The sequence below is a fragment of the Bifidobacterium sp. N4G05 genome (genome assembly GCF_002742445.1).
GTDB classification, from domain to species: Bacteria; Actinomycetota; Actinomycetes; order Actinomycetales; family Bifidobacteriaceae; genus Bifidobacterium; species Bifidobacterium hominis.
This window is the reverse complement of sequence record NZ_NJNQ01000001.1, coordinates 101,614-116,354: the sequence shown is the minus strand read 5'-3', so window position 1 is coordinate 116,354 and position 14,741 is coordinate 101,614. Positions and strand designations below refer to the sequence as shown.

11 protein-coding genes and 1 tRNA gene are annotated in these 14,741 nt (G+C 55.3%); 6 read left to right on the top strand and 6 right to left on the bottom strand.

Annotated features, from left to right (window positions below):
• Window positions 1-203: 203 nt before the first annotated feature.
• The gene (locus CE153_RS00520; protein WP_099594807.1) at window positions 204-1,568 is read left to right on the top strand and encodes an aspartate aminotransferase family protein; all 1,365 of its coding nucleotides are present in this window, start codon (window positions 204-206) and stop codon (window positions 1,566-1,568) included.
• A gap of 33 nt (window positions 1,569-1,601) precedes the next feature.
• A complete protein-coding gene (locus CE153_RS00515; protein ID WP_099594806.1) occupies window positions 1,602-2,384 on the top strand; it encodes a GntR family transcriptional regulator in 783 nt (260 codons plus the stop codon).
• Window positions 2,385-2,401: 17 nt separating this feature from the next.
• On the opposite strand, the gene CE153_RS00510 is transcribed toward CE153_RS00515, so the two are convergent.
• A complete protein-coding gene (locus CE153_RS00510) occupies window positions 2,402-3,088 on the bottom strand; it encodes a LuxR C-terminal-related transcriptional regulator (RefSeq protein ID WP_004219954.1) in 687 nt (228 codons plus the stop codon).
• Window positions 3,085-4,608, bottom strand: a complete 1,524-nt coding sequence (locus CE153_RS00505) for an ATP-binding protein (RefSeq protein WP_099594805.1) — start codon at window positions 4,606-4,608, stop codon at window positions 3,085-3,087. The genes CE153_RS00510 and CE153_RS00505 overlap by 4 nt, the downstream gene beginning before the upstream one ends.
• Window positions 4,609-4,721: 113 nt before the next feature.
• On the opposite strand from CE153_RS00505, the gene CE153_RS00500 reads away from it, so the two are divergent.
• Window positions 4,722-6,653 carry a PspC domain-containing protein gene (locus CE153_RS00500; RefSeq protein ID WP_099594804.1) on the top strand — a complete coding sequence of 644 codons (1,932 nt, stop codon included), beginning with the start codon at window positions 4,722-4,724 and terminating at the stop codon, window positions 6,651-6,653.
• Window positions 6,654-6,655: 2 nt separating this feature from the next.
• Window positions 6,656-7,231: a DUF3784 domain-containing protein gene (locus CE153_RS00495; RefSeq protein WP_099594803.1), complete on the top strand. Its 576-nt coding sequence runs from the start codon at window positions 6,656-6,658 to the stop codon at window positions 7,229-7,231.
• A 215-nt stretch (window positions 7,232-7,446) separates the two neighbouring features.
• Here CE153_RS00495 and CE153_RS00490 read toward each other — a convergent pair whose 3' ends face one another.
• From CE153_RS00490 to CE153_RS00475, 4 genes are all read right to left on the bottom strand, one after another.
• A complete protein-coding gene (locus CE153_RS00490) occupies window positions 7,447-8,094 on the bottom strand; it encodes a DUF4125 family protein (protein WP_099594802.1) in 648 nt (215 codons plus the stop codon).
• Window positions 8,095-8,177: 83 nt separating this feature from the next.
• The gene (locus CE153_RS00485) at window positions 8,178-10,295 is read right to left on the bottom strand and encodes a DUF4037 domain-containing protein (RefSeq protein ID WP_236824417.1); all 2,118 of its coding nucleotides are present in this window, start codon (window positions 10,293-10,295) and stop codon (window positions 8,178-8,180) included.
• A 187-nt stretch (window positions 10,296-10,482) separates the two neighbouring features.
• Window positions 10,483-11,670: an MFS transporter gene (locus CE153_RS00480; RefSeq protein ID WP_099594800.1), complete on the bottom strand. Its 1,188-nt coding sequence runs from the start codon at window positions 11,668-11,670 to the stop codon at window positions 10,483-10,485.
• 166 nt (window positions 11,671-11,836) lie between these two features.
• Window positions 11,837-11,910, bottom strand: a tRNA-Pro gene (locus CE153_RS00475).
• A gap of 95 nt (window positions 11,911-12,005) precedes the next feature.
• On the opposite strand from CE153_RS00475, the gene lysS reads away from it, so the two are divergent.
• Both lysS and menA read left to right on the top strand, forming a co-directional pair.
• Window positions 12,006-13,682, top strand: a complete 1,677-nt coding sequence (gene lysS, locus CE153_RS00470; protein WP_099594799.1) for a lysine--tRNA ligase — start codon at window positions 12,006-12,008, stop codon at window positions 13,680-13,682.
• A 99-nt stretch (window positions 13,683-13,781) separates the two neighbouring features.
• The gene (gene menA, locus CE153_RS00465) at window positions 13,782-14,720 is read left to right on the top strand and encodes a 1,4-dihydroxy-2-naphthoate octaprenyltransferase (RefSeq protein WP_236824416.1); all 939 of its coding nucleotides are present in this window, start codon (window positions 13,782-13,784) and stop codon (window positions 14,718-14,720) included.
• The last annotated feature ends 21 nt before the right edge of the window (window positions 14,721-14,741 follow it).

Sequence of the window (14,741 nt, the reverse complement as noted above, 5' to 3'; positions counted from 1 at the left end):
TTCGTTTTCTTGAAATAAAACGATATTGCCAAGGCCGTGTTCATCTGGGATGCGGCCTTTTTCAATCATCGGAAATATGTAAAAAGGTCAACCAAATAGGTGGAAAACAGCGGAAATGGTTTGTTTCTGCGCTGTATCAGCCACTCAACATTACTGCGTTACCGTGTGGGTAACGCCACAGGAAGCCAACGAAAGAAGGAATCATGGCAACTCGATCAACCATCATGGACACCAATAGCTTCCGTCCGGAAATGGCGGCCGCGCTTGACCCAGAAACACGCAAACTAACCGAAGAGCGTGACGTGCTTGGTCCGGCCTACCGTTTGTTCTACCGCAATCCAGTGCATCTGGTGAAGGGCCGTGGCTCGCATCTTTGGGATGCCGACGGCGAGGAATACTTGGACGTGTACAACAATGTCGCATCCGTCGGCCACTGTCACCCGCGCGTGGTGGATGCACTTACCCAGCAGGCTTCGATGCTCAACACCCACACGCGCTACCTGCATGAGAACATCCTGCATTATGCGGAAGATATCCTCTCCACCATGCCTGACGAACTTGACCGCATCATGTTCCAGTGCACTGGTTCCGAAGCCAACGATCTGGCCATTCGCGTAGCGCAGACCTACACTGGCGGCGAAGGCGTGATCGTGACCAGCGAGGCCTACCATGGCAATTCGGCACTCACCTCCAAGCTTTCCCCAGCGCTCGGCACCGCGCAAACGCTTGGCTTGACCATGCGCATGATTCCCACGCCGGACACTTACCGCTTGGTCATTGACGGCAAGCCTGCCGCGGAATGCGCCGCCGAGGAATTCGGCAACTGGATGGCTGGCGAAGTGCGCAAGGCCGTTGCCGATATGGAACGTCATGGCATCAAGTTTGCGGCATTGCTTGCCGACTCCATCTTCTCCTCCGACGGCGTGTACCCCGATCCGGTCGGCTATCTGAAGCCGGTGATCGACACCGTTCATGAACTGGGTGGCGTATGGATCGCCGACGAAGTGCAGCCGGGCTTCACTCGCACCGGCGACGCATTCTGGGGATTCGGACGCCAAGGCATTGTTCCCGATCTGGTCACATCCGGCAAGCCCATGGCCAACGGTCTGCCCACGTCGATGATGGCCGCCCGCCACGAAGTACTTGAACCGTTCGCAGGCTCCATTCCTTACTTCAACACTTTCGGCGGCAACCCGGTATGCATGGCCGCGGCCCAGGCGGTGCTTGACGTGATGCGTGACGAAGACACCATGAGCAACGCCAAGAAGGTCGGCGCAATATTCAAGGATGCCGTCGCGTCGCTTATGCCGGCACACCCCTGCATCGGCGACGTGCGTGGCGCGGGCCTGTACATCGGCTGCGAAATCGTCAAGCCGGGCACCAAGGATCCCGACCAGCAGGCAGCGCTCGATATCCTCGAAACCCTGCGTGACAACCACATCCTCACCTCCGTATGCGGCCGTTACGGCAATATCCTCAAGCTGCGCCCGCCGCTGGTGTTCAGCGAATCCGATGTGGATTGGTTCATGGATGGATTCACGAAGACTCTGGAAACATTGAAGCTGTAAAACGACAGATAACCATAAAGAAAGGGCACGGATATGGAAGATCATACCGGCATCGGGCGCACGCGAAGCGCTACGAGCGAACTGGTCTACCGTATCCGCGCTCGCATTCGTGAACAGGAGCTTCTTCCCGGAGAGAAACTCGGATCGGAACGGGCGCTCGCCGAAAGTCTTGGCGTCAGCCGTTCCGATTTGCGCAATGCGTTGACCGTGTTGGAATCCGATCATGAAATCATCCGCAAAATCGGGCGTGCCGGAGGCATCGTCATATCGGACGGACGTTTGGAACGCAATATCAACACGGTGGAATCATTGCCGACGATCGCGCGAAGACAAGGCATGCGCGTTTCGTCGAAAGTATTGCAGGCGGTGATTGCCCTGGCTTCCGTTTCCGACGTGCGTTTGCTGCGATTGCCGGGCGAGCATCCGATGATCTACGACATTACGCGATTGCGGTATATCGAAAATCGGCCGCTTTCGTTGGAACGGTCGCATTTGCCGGCATATCTGTTTCCTCTGTTCCTTACACGCGATTTGACGACCCCGTTCTACACCATGTTCGAACGTGATTATGGCGTGTATCCGTGCAATGTCGACGAAACATTGGAATCGGCGGTCGGCGATGAGCAGGAGAACGAGCTGCTGCAGATCGAGGCGGAAACTCCGCTGATGCGCATTCACCGGATCGCCTATGCGTCGGATGGACGCCCGTTCGAGCGTGCCACTGACGTGTATATCGCTGATCGCATGCGATTCACCATGCATCATTCCGGCTATGTACGCCTGTCCGCAACGTCTACGCAGAATATGACGAAATAAGCCGGAAGATTCTTCGGTTATACGATGCGGCGGTCGGCGGCCCAGCGGGTGAGTTCGGTGCGGTTTGACAGCTGCAGTTTGCGTAGTACGGAGCTGACGTGCGTTTCCACGGTTTTGATGGAAATAAACAGTTCCGCTGCCACTTCCTTGTACGTGTAGCCGCGCGCGATCAAGCGCATGACTTCCTGCTCACGGTTCGACAAGCGGTCCAACTCGTCATCGTGGATCGGTCCACTTGCAGAGCCACCCATGCCAGCCGGTGAGCCATTTTGGAAGGCGGAGAGCACGAATCCCGCCAATTTCGGCGAAAACACGGCATAGCCCTCATGTACTTGCTTGATGGAAGAAATCAAATCATCGCCGGAAATCGTCTTCGTTACATAGCCTTGCGCTCCGGCACGAATCACCGATCCAACATCCTGCGGCGAATCAGACACCGACAGTGCCAGAAACACGGTATTTGGGGAGTATGCGCGCGATTTCACGAGAATTTCAGCTCCGCCGCCGCCCTCACCACCGGGAACATGCACATCAAGCAGCACCACATCCGGCTTCGTCTGCGCGATCATCGCCACCGATCCCTCGACATCGGCCGCTTGCCCGACGATATCGAAATGCGGCTGCAGCGTTGCGATAACGCCCGCGCGGAACATTTCATGATCGTCAACGATGGCGATGCGGATCTGCTGTTCCTGCTCGTTCATTGCTGTTCCTCCGTTGGCATATTTGTACTTACGGTTGCATTCGCGTCTGTAGTTGCATTCGCAGGAGTTGCTGCGATCGGCATATGCATGCGCACCTCCGTGCCCCATTGCGGTCTTGATACGATCTCCACTGTACCGCCACGACGTTTGATTCGTCCGATAATCGATTCACGAATGCCAAGGCGATTCGCAGGAATCGCATTCACGTCAAATCCGTTGCCATGGTCGCGTACGAATACTTCCACCAATTTGCTGCTTGCCTCGCAGTAGACGGAAATCGGCTCGCCTCCATGCGTCACCGCATTGATAAGCGCCTGTTGCGTGGCATCAAGCAGCGCATCGGTTTGCGCGCTTGGACGTGCGTCGCCCACCGTCACCACTTCGATCGGCTTGCCATGCGTGTCTTCCACATGTGCGGCGATTTCTTTCAAACCGGCGTTCACGGAACGGTCAGACGTGGTGCGTTCCTGATACAGCCATTCACGCAATTCGCGTTCCTGCGAGCGCGCCAGCGAAAACACCGTCTGCTGATCATCGGCATGCAACTGAATCAGCGCCAACGTTTGCAGTACGCCATCATGCAGATGTGCGGTCATGTCAGCACGTTCCTCTTCGCGTTCCTTCAACGCGCGTTCCGTACCCAAATCGCGAATCAGTGCCATAATCCATGGCACAATCGCAAGCAATGCGCCAATCAGCAGTGCCAAACCGGCGCACAGTATGCGAATCATGGAAAACGCGTCAAAATGCATGCAGGAACTGACATACAAAGCGTATGCGGCGAAAATAATCGCAATGCCGCCAAGCATCGTCCATAACTGACCTTCTTCAGCGTTGAAACGCAACCAAGAGACGCCGATACCGACCAGACCAAGCAGCAGGGGCACAATCAGAGTGCGTTCAACACCGCCTGCGAACATGACGAAACAGATGGAAAGCAGTATCAGACCAGCTAATGCAAGCAAAGCGGGTTTCGGTGCTTTCTTCAGTGTCTGTGCAAGGTTTTCGCTGGAAGATTGCGTATTGCCATACGTTCCGTCGTTGTGTTCAGTCGTATCTTCAAAAGATGGTGGTTGCGTGTGCTGACCATCTTGCGTAGCTGTAAAAGATTGATATTCCGGGGAAACGGGATATGTTCCGTACGGCATGTTGCCTCTGGAAAGCGGTGCCTGCCATGGCGAACGCTTGCCGGCAATAATGTACGTCTGCTGTACGGGGTCTCCTACGGGAAGTGCCATCCACAGGAAAACATAGGCGATCAGTCCTGCGCCGAACAGACATGTGGTGGCGAGAAAAAACAGGCGCACCCATAGCACAGCAATGCCCAAATGCATGCTGATCGCCTTGCATACGCCGGCTCCCATGCGTCCGTATGGAGGGCGCATCAACGGCAGTTTGGCCGGCTGCGTCGGCAGCAGACGTCCCTCATGCAGGGCTTGATCGCAGCAGTAGCGCATATACACGGCGCTCGCCTGGTCGTATTGGCTTTGCGTGTACCACGGTTTTCCTAAGGATTTCATACTTCTATTGTGCCCTGTGAGGGATGCCGTTTCAGGGCATTCATATAGTGTTCAGGGCAGATTCAGGGTGTTCCCCGATACGTGTGGCACGCGCGAGTTGCTGTAATGGAACCATGAGCAATGCAAATAATGATCCGCTGGGTGATCGCGGCAACGCAGGGCCGCAACCTGCTGCTGGACAATCGTATCATCGGCAGCCTGCGTACGGTTCGCCGCAACCTTCCCGCGGTGGCCGTTTCTTCGCGTGGATTCGTTCCAGCCAGGTCAAGCGTGGGCATGACCGTTGGATTGGCGGCGTGTGCGATGGCATAGCACGTCGTCTTGGTTGGAATACCACGTTGGTTCGTGCGCTTATGATGGTTGCCACGCTGTTTTTCGGCGCGGGTGCCGCGTTCTATGGCCTGGCGTGGTTTGTGCTGCCGGATGAGCGCGACAATCAGATTCTTGCTGAGGATTTGATTAACGGCAAGTGGGATTGGAATTGCATTGGCGCGCTGTTGTGCTGCCTTGTTGCCATCTGTTTGCCGGGTGCAGGATGGTTTGCTTTCGCGCTGGCCGCGTTGGCGCTGTGGCTTCTGCTCAATAGGCAGATTTATGCGCCGAATGTTCGTCCAGCTCAGTGGCAGCAGCCCCCGTATGGTCAGGCTCCGTACGGTCAACCGCAATATGGTCAGCCTCAATATGGAAGTCCTTCGTACGGACGGCCGGTGCCTCCTGCATCGCCGTCTCCGGCGCAATCGAATCCTTATACTCAGCCGATGCAGGCGAGCGGCGCATATAACGGGGCGGCCAACACGGCTTCGTCACCGGAATCGCAATCGCCTCAGCCTCAGCGTCCTCAGCCTCAACAGCCTCAGTATCATGCCTACCAACAGCAGGCCAATGGTCCGGCCGCTTTTGCCACGGCCAATGTTCCTCCAACATTCACCGCTCCGGCAGCCCCGGTAGCGCAGACGCCTACGCAGCCAAGAAGGGGACGCCGTAAGCCGGCCGGTCCACTGCTGGTATTGATGATGTTCGGTCTCACGATGATCGCATGCGCACTATGCGTATGGTGCATTATGACGTACGGCGTTCAAGGCGGGCAGCGGGGCACCGAATACACGTTGCAGGCATGCGCGGCATTCGTCGGTGGCATCTGTCTGGTGACGGGAATCGTTATTGTCGCGCTCGGATTCGCGGGCAGAAGAACGGGAGGATTGCATCCTCTGACATGGATATCCATATTCATGTCGTTGGTCATGGTGATAGCTTTGGCGAGTTATTCGCTGTTCAGCTATCGGATTGACACGAGCATTCCCTCATCCTACAAGAGGGTCAATGTGTCGGGAATAACCACCATGGGCTCTACCGCCAGTGAAATGAGCAAATACGAGCAGGGCATCGTCGCGCAAGGCAATGATTACGCCACCGACGTGCTGCATATCGACTTAAGCGATTACGCGAAAAACAACGGTCCGCACAAAGTGGATCTTCAGGATGGCACACAGGGCACAACTTCCTGCCCTACAGGAACGTTGAATGTGGTGGCCTCAAGCGCACAGGTCGTGGTGACCTTGCCGAACGGCTGCTGGTGGGCGTTCGGGTCTAACGGTAATTTCTATAACATCACCGATTTCGTCGGCAGTTCGGACGGGCTTACGTTGGATTCCGGCAATATCTATGTCTCGCTTATGGGCAACGATTCCACGAAATCGGTAGTGAAAAAGCGTGCGCTGGGAACTTACGATACTTACGATTGGAGTTGCGGCTCATACGGAGATGAATCTGGCATCGAGGATTTCGATGATGAGACCGATACGGAAGATGGCACGGATACCGGCGCCGATTCCACTAGGACCGATTCCCCATTCAAAGACGGGGATGTAGACAAGGCCTACCGCGAAATCTACGACAATCATCAATATTGGCCGTGCTTCACCGGTGATGACAAGGCTCCGGTCAGACCAGCCGGACTGCGGATCAATACTATGGCAACGATCGGCGGCAGCGTCGCGGTGCAGTATGCGTCCGACAACACATTGGGCAAAGCGGGAAAGGAGTGACCATGAGCGACGACAAAACCCAGGAAATGCCGGTTATGACGGATGCTGGAGATATGCCTACCGAAACGTTGCATACCGTGGATGCGCAGTCCACGTATGACCAGTCGCAGCACAGTGGGCGTGCGACGCAGGATGATAAGCCGCGCGTGGAATCCGTTCCAGCGCAAAGCGTTCCGACCTATACCGCTTCGGCAGCCGGTGCGAATGACGGGCACAAGAATCGGCAGATTGGAGACGACATCATCAGACCTTCCGGAAGAAGCGGTTCGACCATCGCGCTCGGCGTGTTCACGTGCTTCATGGGGGTGGTGACGCTGCTTTGCGGCATGCATGTGCCAATGAATCTCTGGTGGTGGGCCAGCGATCCGAAACAGTCCTTCGTATTCCTGCTCGGAGGCATCGGCGTGCTGCTTATCGCCGTCGCCGTGATTTGGGCGATAGTCAGCGCGGTGCATTCAAACCGATCCAAGAATGGAAACGATGCGGACGGCGACGATCCGTTCGACGCTCCCCATAGCTCGGATACCACGGCCTTTTCGACTGATTCGGATAAGTCACCGGTTTCGGAACGATTGTGAGAATCAGCTGAATAACCCCTGATATCAGCCGCACCAACGAAATCGAGGCTGACATCGCAAACAAATACGTGGCCACCATGGCATGACCAAATCCAACATTTGCTTTTCCATCTTGACGTTGGATTTTGGTCGTACCATGGTGGTCATTTTTTATTGTGATTTATGGGACTTACTGCAGTTTTCAGTAATTTTCACGGTGTTATTTTCACTGTGTTTTACTGTGCGGCTTCAGCCTGTGCCAAGTCCTCAAATCCAGCCAAACGAACCGTATTGCGAATCGTCTCTTCGGTTAGATTACGCTGCTCATGCCGCAAACGCTCCACAAAATCGCGGTATAACGCCACAGTACGGTCGGAATAGGTGCCCAATTCGCCGCGCAGATACGTTTCGAACGACGTGGTCTCTGGCGTATCTTCGACAGTGGTCAGCACGCGCATCGCCTCGCCAAGATGAGGAAAACGCTCACGAAAATCACGCGCCCACGACACCTGAACTGTTATGATGCCTTCCTGCAAGGTGTTGCGATCCGCGGAAATCCGGGGAATATACGGCGCAATGTTTGCACAATACTCCTGTGGATATGTGGATTGCATCATGCGACCATACTTTTCCGTCACCAAATTACGTCCAACACGGTCGGCTTCCTGCAAGTCCGACCGGTAACTGCGCAGCAATTCTTCCGGCCACGTCATGAACTGACTGGCACGCATCTGATGGAACATCGGCCAATTGCCTTGGCAGGACGCGCGGCCGCCCTCATTATTGGTTTGCTGAAACTGATTCCATTCCAGTTTGATAATGGATTCAACAAGATTTGCTGTATCGTGACCGTCTATTACATCTGAACTTACGCTGCTATTCATATGATTTCGATTCTTGATTTCGATTTTTGATTTCGTCTTATTGCTGATCTGAATGTGCGATGCCTGCAGTGAAGTTATTGCAATCACAGGCTGTGCAGACAACTTGCATCGGACTTGATATGGTCCTCAATATACGGACGTTGCCATTCCACAAACGTTTCGTGGGATTCGGTCAGTCCCTCCCGCAACAATTCATCCACAACATCACTGCAGATGCGCTCAATGGTGGCGATAATGTGATCCGCCGCAGGCTTCGCGCCCTTGCCGCCCTCACCGAAGCCGGCACCACCAAAACATGCGGCGGAGCCCAATCGCAATATGTCTTCCAACTGCTCGCACACGCCTGCAAGCTTTGTTGCCATACGGCGGCTCAGCTTGCGTAATGCCGCAAACTGCCATTTGTAATACGGCAGATATCCAACGCTCACCGGCTCATTGATCAGAAACACCAACGAAGCCGTGGCGTTCACGAACTCATGAATGCTCAACATCGCAGCAGCACCATCGCCACGTTGCAGCATGCGCGGCAGATTGTACTGCCCCGCCTGAGCCATCATGCCCAAACGGCGAGAAATCAAGGAAAGTCGAACATCTTCCGGCATGAACTTGAACCCCTGCCGAGTCTTGGAAAACATGCCCAATGGATCAGCGAACACCTGACCGTTTGTGGCAGTGGCAAGTGTCGCATCCTCCAAACTCAGCCAAGACGCGTGGTCGTTCTGCGCCGGAGCCTCACGAAACAGCGTGATACGCTCGAAGAAATCACCGATACGAAACACGCCATCACGGCGGAACTCGCCTTGCGCACGCGGCGTAAGTGGCGATTGAGATGCGGCAAGAGCGTCGGAATTAGCCGAACCATACCCTGCAAAATGCGGCTTGCCCTGCTCATCAACAGTGAAATCGCGACTCAACGCATCGTAATCAGCCTGCAATTGCTCGCCAATCGCATCATAATCCTCATCGGTAAGCCACAGGCAGAAACGCGGCGCGAAATCATGATCGCGCGAAAACTCATCGTCGAAACCGAAACATTCCGAACCATAACCGACCAAACCTGCGGCAATCCGCCCCTGATATGCCGAATATGCGCCGGCAAGCAACGGTTTGCCGAGATCATTCCAGAATGCGCGAGACAAAGCAAGTCCCGAAATATGGTGAGAAATCGCAGGAATCGAAGATGCGCCGGATTCTGTCATATAGTGCGGTTCACTTGATTGCTGAGATTCGCTTGATTTCGGTGAATGCTGAGATTTCAAGGATTCTTGCGATTCTTGATATTCTTGCGATTCTCGCGTTTTATGTGATGATGGCATGTGTTTATGCAACGTCTGTTTTGCCGCTTCAAGATTGGCTGCAGTCGTGTGATAGTAGTCGGTGTTGCGTCCGTAGCATTCTTCAATCACGCTCAACGCATGCTCATAACCGGAAACCGCATCTTGCAGGCAGCCGGCCATATAGCAGGCCTGCGCATAGCCGGCCAGCGCCGAAGCATAATGCGCACTATGTTCCAAATGCCCGGTACGGTAGATTGTCAACGCTTTCTGGGCGTGCTGCATGGCGTCGCTCGCCCAATACCGGTCCATCTGCAGGAGCAGCAACGCAAGATTGGTGTGCGTGGAGGCAACGTCGATATCAGCGCTCGCATCGGGGGAAGATTGCTCCAACAGGTCCAGCGCCTGTTCCAGCTCGCGCTTCGCCTGATTGAGACAACCGGTTTCGCTGTACAACATGGACATATTGTTATGCAGTGCGGCCAGGCGTCGGTCGGCGGGGGAGAAGGCGGACGTGGCCGCGTCAAGCGCCTGACGGTACAGCTGCTCGGCTTCCTCGTACTGGCCTGCGGCTCGCATGCCCGTGGCCGCGTTGATCAGCGTCGTGGCCCACGTCTGCGGGTCGATTTCCTGAAGATGCAAATGATCCGCAATGCTTAACGATTCGCGGATAATCGGCAGATTGTCGGTATGGCGACCTTGCGAACGGTAAAACCCCATCGTTTCGTTCAACACCGTCAGCAAACCGGCGTCATCATGACTGTGTTCGGCTTCGGTTCGTGCCTTCTGCAGGTACGGTTCAGCCTGTTCAGGAGCCTTATGTGCGTCGAAAATCGCATCAAGACCACGCAAAAATCGTTGTACATCAAATGTTGCGCAACCGTCATCGCAATTATTCATATTCAGATTGACATCACTGTCTGCCATCGCAATCCCTTCATCGGTGACTTCCATCATCTCCCGAACCGCAGACGGCATCGCAGACGGCGAAACAACGAAAGATGGGGAACATGCGATACGTCGTAAAAAGAACAACGGGATATCTCATCACAATAATTGTGATGAGATATCCCGTTAAATAACAGAAATAATCGAAATAACTGATTGTCGAATGTCAGACATGCACTTCGCGCATACGCTCCGTAGCACCCGTATGCGTTTCGTAACGACGCGAATAGGTGACCAGCATAATCACCGCGATCAAGGCGATCGGAGCACCGGCCAAACCGGTGTAATGGTAGTTCATGGCGGTTGCCGTCAATGCGGCACCACCAACGATCGAACCGATTGCATTGCCGAAATTGAACGCGATCTGCACGGCCGCGCCCGCAATCAGTTCGCCGCCGCCCTCACCGGCCTGCACCATCAGCAGCTGCTGTGGAGACGAGTTGAAGAACAGCGCGAAACCAAGCATGAACGTCAACACCGCAGTCGTAACGAGATTGCCGGGAACGAAAAACACCAACAGCAAACCAACCGTGGCGATGGCCTGCGAAAGACCGGCAGTGGCACCTGGCTTCCACAAATCAGTCAAACGGCCGCCAGCAATACCGCCAAGCACCATGCCGAAACCAGCAAGCACCATTAACAGGGGAACCATCGAGGAATCCCATCCACCGACCTTCTGCAGCCACGGCGAAATGTAGCTCCACCAGCAGAAAATACCGGAATTACCGCAGAACACCGCCATGAGAATAAACCACGGACCGGCGTGAGTGAGGAAACGGAACTGCCCTTTAATACCAGCGTCCTTGATCGGCGCGACGAACGGCACCCATGCGATCACCAACACCATCGTCATCAATGCCCAAGCGGCAAGAATCGCAAACGCCAAACGCCACGACAGCATTTCCGAAAGCAATGTGCCCGCAGGCACACCCAACATATTGGCAACCGTCTGACCCGTCACCATCATCGACACGGACTGCGCTTCCTTGCCCTTATCGGCCAAAGTCTTGGCAATCAGCGTGGCCGTACCGAAAAACGCGCCATGCGGCAAGCCCGAAATGAAACGAGCACCCAACAACATGGGGGAATTGAACGAAACCGCGCTCAACGTATTGCCGACCAGCGCGATGATCATGAACAGAATAATGAGATTCTTCGGCGGTATCTTACGGCCGAACACCAGAATCAGCGTGCCTACGCACACGCCGATCGCATATGCGGAAATATAATGGCCTGCCGCAGGAATGCTGACCTGCATGGCGGCGGCTGTCTGGGGCAGAATGCCCATCATCACGAATTCTGCGGCACCAAGAATAAAGGCGCCGGAAGCCAAAGCCAGAATGCTTCTTTTCACAGTCTCTCCTCCATGAACGTGAAGCGTGTTGGTGTGCGCGCTTGTTTACGCGCTTGTGTATTACGTGTTTTTTGATTTTTCAGGTGGTTGCGTCTCGTATATGCTGTTTTGCACCGCTGATGCGCTGGAAATAAAAAAGGCGGAACCGAAGTTCCGCCTTAAGTTGTCGGGCTGGCGGGATTTGAACCCGCGGCCTCTTCGTCCCGAACGAAGCGCGCTACCAAGCTGCGCTACAGCCCGTTTTGCAACAGTTGGAAATATTACACGATTGCTTAGGTAATGCAAATACGGCGTGTCGCATGTGGTGTAGTGGCTTCTCGGTACACTGTGGGCTTATGAGTGAGACCATCGAATCGCAAGAAAATCAGAATGAAGAGGCTGCCGTTCCCGCTATGACCACAGTGGAACGTGCCGAAATGCTGCTGCAGCAGGATGCGGCTATCTACGCCAAGATCAATGACGGCGCTACCCTGGATGAGGCCGTTGATCCAGGCAATAAGGAATTCGGACCGCTGGCGCATCCGGAACAGGTGCAGATGCGCGTGGCCAAGCGTGCCATGATGCTTAAGGACGGCATTCAGCCGTACCCGGTGACCCTCGACGTCACCGCCACCATCGAAGAGGTCCGCGCCAAGTATGACGGCAAGCTTGAAGCCGGAGACGAAACCGAAGACGTGGTCGGCATCGCCGGTCGCGTACTCTTCCTGCGCAACGCCGGTGGCTTGTGCTTCGTGCAGCTTTCCGCTGGCGATGGCACCAAGATTCAGGGCATGATTTCCAAGAAGGAGATTGGCGCTGATTCCCTCAAGCAGTTCAAGCAGCTGGTTGACCTGGGCGATCACCTGTTCATTAAGGGTCGTGTGATTGCCTCCAAGACCGGCGAACTGTCCGTGTTCGCCACTGAATGGGCTATTGCCGCCAAGGCGCTTCAGCCGCTGCCGGCCCTGCACAAGGACCTGAACGAGGATACCCGCACCCGCAAGCCGTACATCGGCATGATCGCCGACGAGAAGATGCGCAATATGGTGCGTAACCGCTCTAAGGCTGTTGCTTCCCTGCGCAAGACCTTCGCTGATCATGACTTCCTCGAGGTTGAAACCCCGATGTTGCAGACCGTGCACGGCGGTGCTGCGGCCCGTCCGTTCACTACGCACATGAACGCGTTCGACCTTGACCTGTATCTGCGTATCGCGCCGGAACTGTTCCTCAAGCGTTGCCTGGTCGGCGGCATCGACCGCGTGTTCGAGATCAACCGTGACTTCCGTAACGAAGGCGTTGACGCCACCCACGCTCCGGAATTTACCATGGTCGAGGCCTATCAGGCTTACGGCAACTACGACACTATCGGTGCGCTCGTCAAGCAGCTCGTGCAAGACACTGCCATGGACGTGTTCGGCACCCACAAGGTGACGTTGCTTGACGGCACCGAATACGATTTCGGCGGCGAATGGAAGACCATCAGCATGTATGATTCCCTGTCTGAAGCGCTCGGCGAGGAAATCGTGCCGAACGGTGGCCCGGACAATCCGGGCACTTCCGTGGAACATCTCGGTGCCATTGCCGACAAGCTTGGCGTGGAACGCGACGATGTGGAGAACCACGGCAAGCTCGTCGAACACCTGTGGGAGCACTTCTACGAAGACAAGCTGTTCGAGCCGACCTTCGTGCGTGACTTCCCGGTCGAAACCTCCCCGCTGGTCAAGGGCCACCGTTCCAAGCCAGGCGTGGTCGAAAAGTGGGATCTGTATGTGCGCGGCTTCGAGCTGGCCACCGGCTACTCCGAATTGAACGATCCGGTTGTGCAGCGTGAACGTTTCGTGGCTCAGGCCAAGGATGCGCTCGCGGGCGACGAAGAAGCCTGCGATATTGATGAGGACTTCCTCGAGGCTCTCGGTGTGGGCATGCCTCCGGCAGGCGGCATGGGCATGGGTATCGATCGACTGTTGATCGCCCTGACCGGCGCCACCATCCGCGAAACCATCACCTTCCCATTGGTGAAGCCGCTGAATTAAGGCGAAGCCTTAATTCACATCGGCTTCACGCGAGGCGGAAAAGCTGACGGCCCAGTGGGCCGTCAGCCCGCCGGAGCCATCCCTATAAAAATGGCGTTCATGGGAATGACGATTTGGATTCGTGGGGCACGGTTGAAAACGTTGCCGTTGGCGATTGCGCCGGTGTTGATTGGGGCGTCTCTGGCTTGGCATGATGCTGGCGAGCATCGCATTGCGGTGGCGGTGTTGTGCGGTTTCGTGGCATTGTTGCTGCAGGTCGCAGCCAATTTCGCCAATGATTATTCCGATGGCATTCGCGGTACGGATGAGGGGCGTTCGGTTCCGGTGAAAGATGCAGACGATTCTGCGGTCTCCGGCAAAACAACGCCGTCGCGCGGTCCTGCCCGCCTCGTGGCTTCCGGCGTGAATCCCAAGAAAGTGCTGGCTGCGGCGGGAATCAGCGCTCTGCTTGCTTGCCTGTGCGGACTGGCGATCATTGCGCTGACTGGCTACTGGTGGTTCATTCTGGTCGGCATTGCATGCTTGGCGGCAGGCTGGTTCTACGTTGGTGGCAAACACCCATACGGCTACCACTATTTGGGTGAGGTCTTCGTATTCATTTTCTTCGGATTGACGGCCACCTGCGGTACCATGTTCGCCCTGTCTGGCACGATTACGCCTGATGGATTGCTTGGCGGTTCAGCTGCGGGATTGGTCGCGGTTGCTGTGCTGTGCGTCAACAATCTGCGCGACATCGAATCTGACCGCAATCACGGAAAACATACGTGGATGACTGCAATGGGGCTGCGAAACGGCACTATCTTCACTATTGCAATCCTGATTATTTCAGCATTGATCGCGTTGCGCCATCTGTTGCAATTGTCGATATATGCGGCAAACAGCATTCCGCTAATCGCAATTATTGCAATACTGTGTGCGGCGCAAATTGCCGCATCGTACGCAATCGCAAGAAAAACCTACTGCAGAGCATTGCCGCTATGTTCTCTCGATTCGTTGACTGTCGCAGCGATTTTCGTGCTATCGACGATGCTTGCATAACGTTTGCCTGACAGTAGATTG

Coding starts and splice junctions, on each gene's coding strand:
- CE153_RS00495 (WP_099594803.1), top strand. CDS start 6,656: ATGAGCGACGACAAAACCCAGGAAATGCCGGTTATGACGGATGCTGGA.
- CE153_RS00500 (WP_099594804.1), top strand. CDS start 4,722: ATGAGCAATGCAAATAATGATCCGCTGGGTGATCGCGGCAACGCAGGG.
- lysS (WP_099594799.1), top strand. CDS start 12,006: ATGAGTGAGACCATCGAATCGCAAGAAAATCAGAATGAAGAGGCTGCC.
- CE153_RS00510 (WP_004219954.1), bottom strand. CDS start 3,088: ATGAACGAGCAGGAACAGCAGATCCGCATCGCCATCGTTGACGATCAT.
- menA (WP_236824416.1), top strand. CDS start 13,782: ATGGGAATGACGATTTGGATTCGTGGGGCACGGTTGAAAACGTTGCCG.
- CE153_RS00515 (WP_099594806.1), top strand. CDS start 1,602: ATGGAAGATCATACCGGCATCGGGCGCACGCGAAGCGCTACGAGCGAA.
- CE153_RS00485 (WP_236824417.1), bottom strand. CDS start 10,295: ATGGCAGACAGTGATGTCAATCTGAATATGAATAATTGCGATGACGGT.
- CE153_RS00490 (WP_099594802.1), bottom strand. CDS start 8,094: ATGAATAGCAGCGTAAGTTCAGATGTAATAGACGGTCACGATACAGCA.
- CE153_RS00520 (WP_099594807.1), top strand. CDS start 204: ATGGCAACTCGATCAACCATCATGGACACCAATAGCTTCCGTCCGGAA.
- CE153_RS00505 (WP_099594805.1), bottom strand. CDS start 4,608: ATGAAATCCTTAGGAAAACCGTGGTACACGCAAAGCCAATACGACCAG.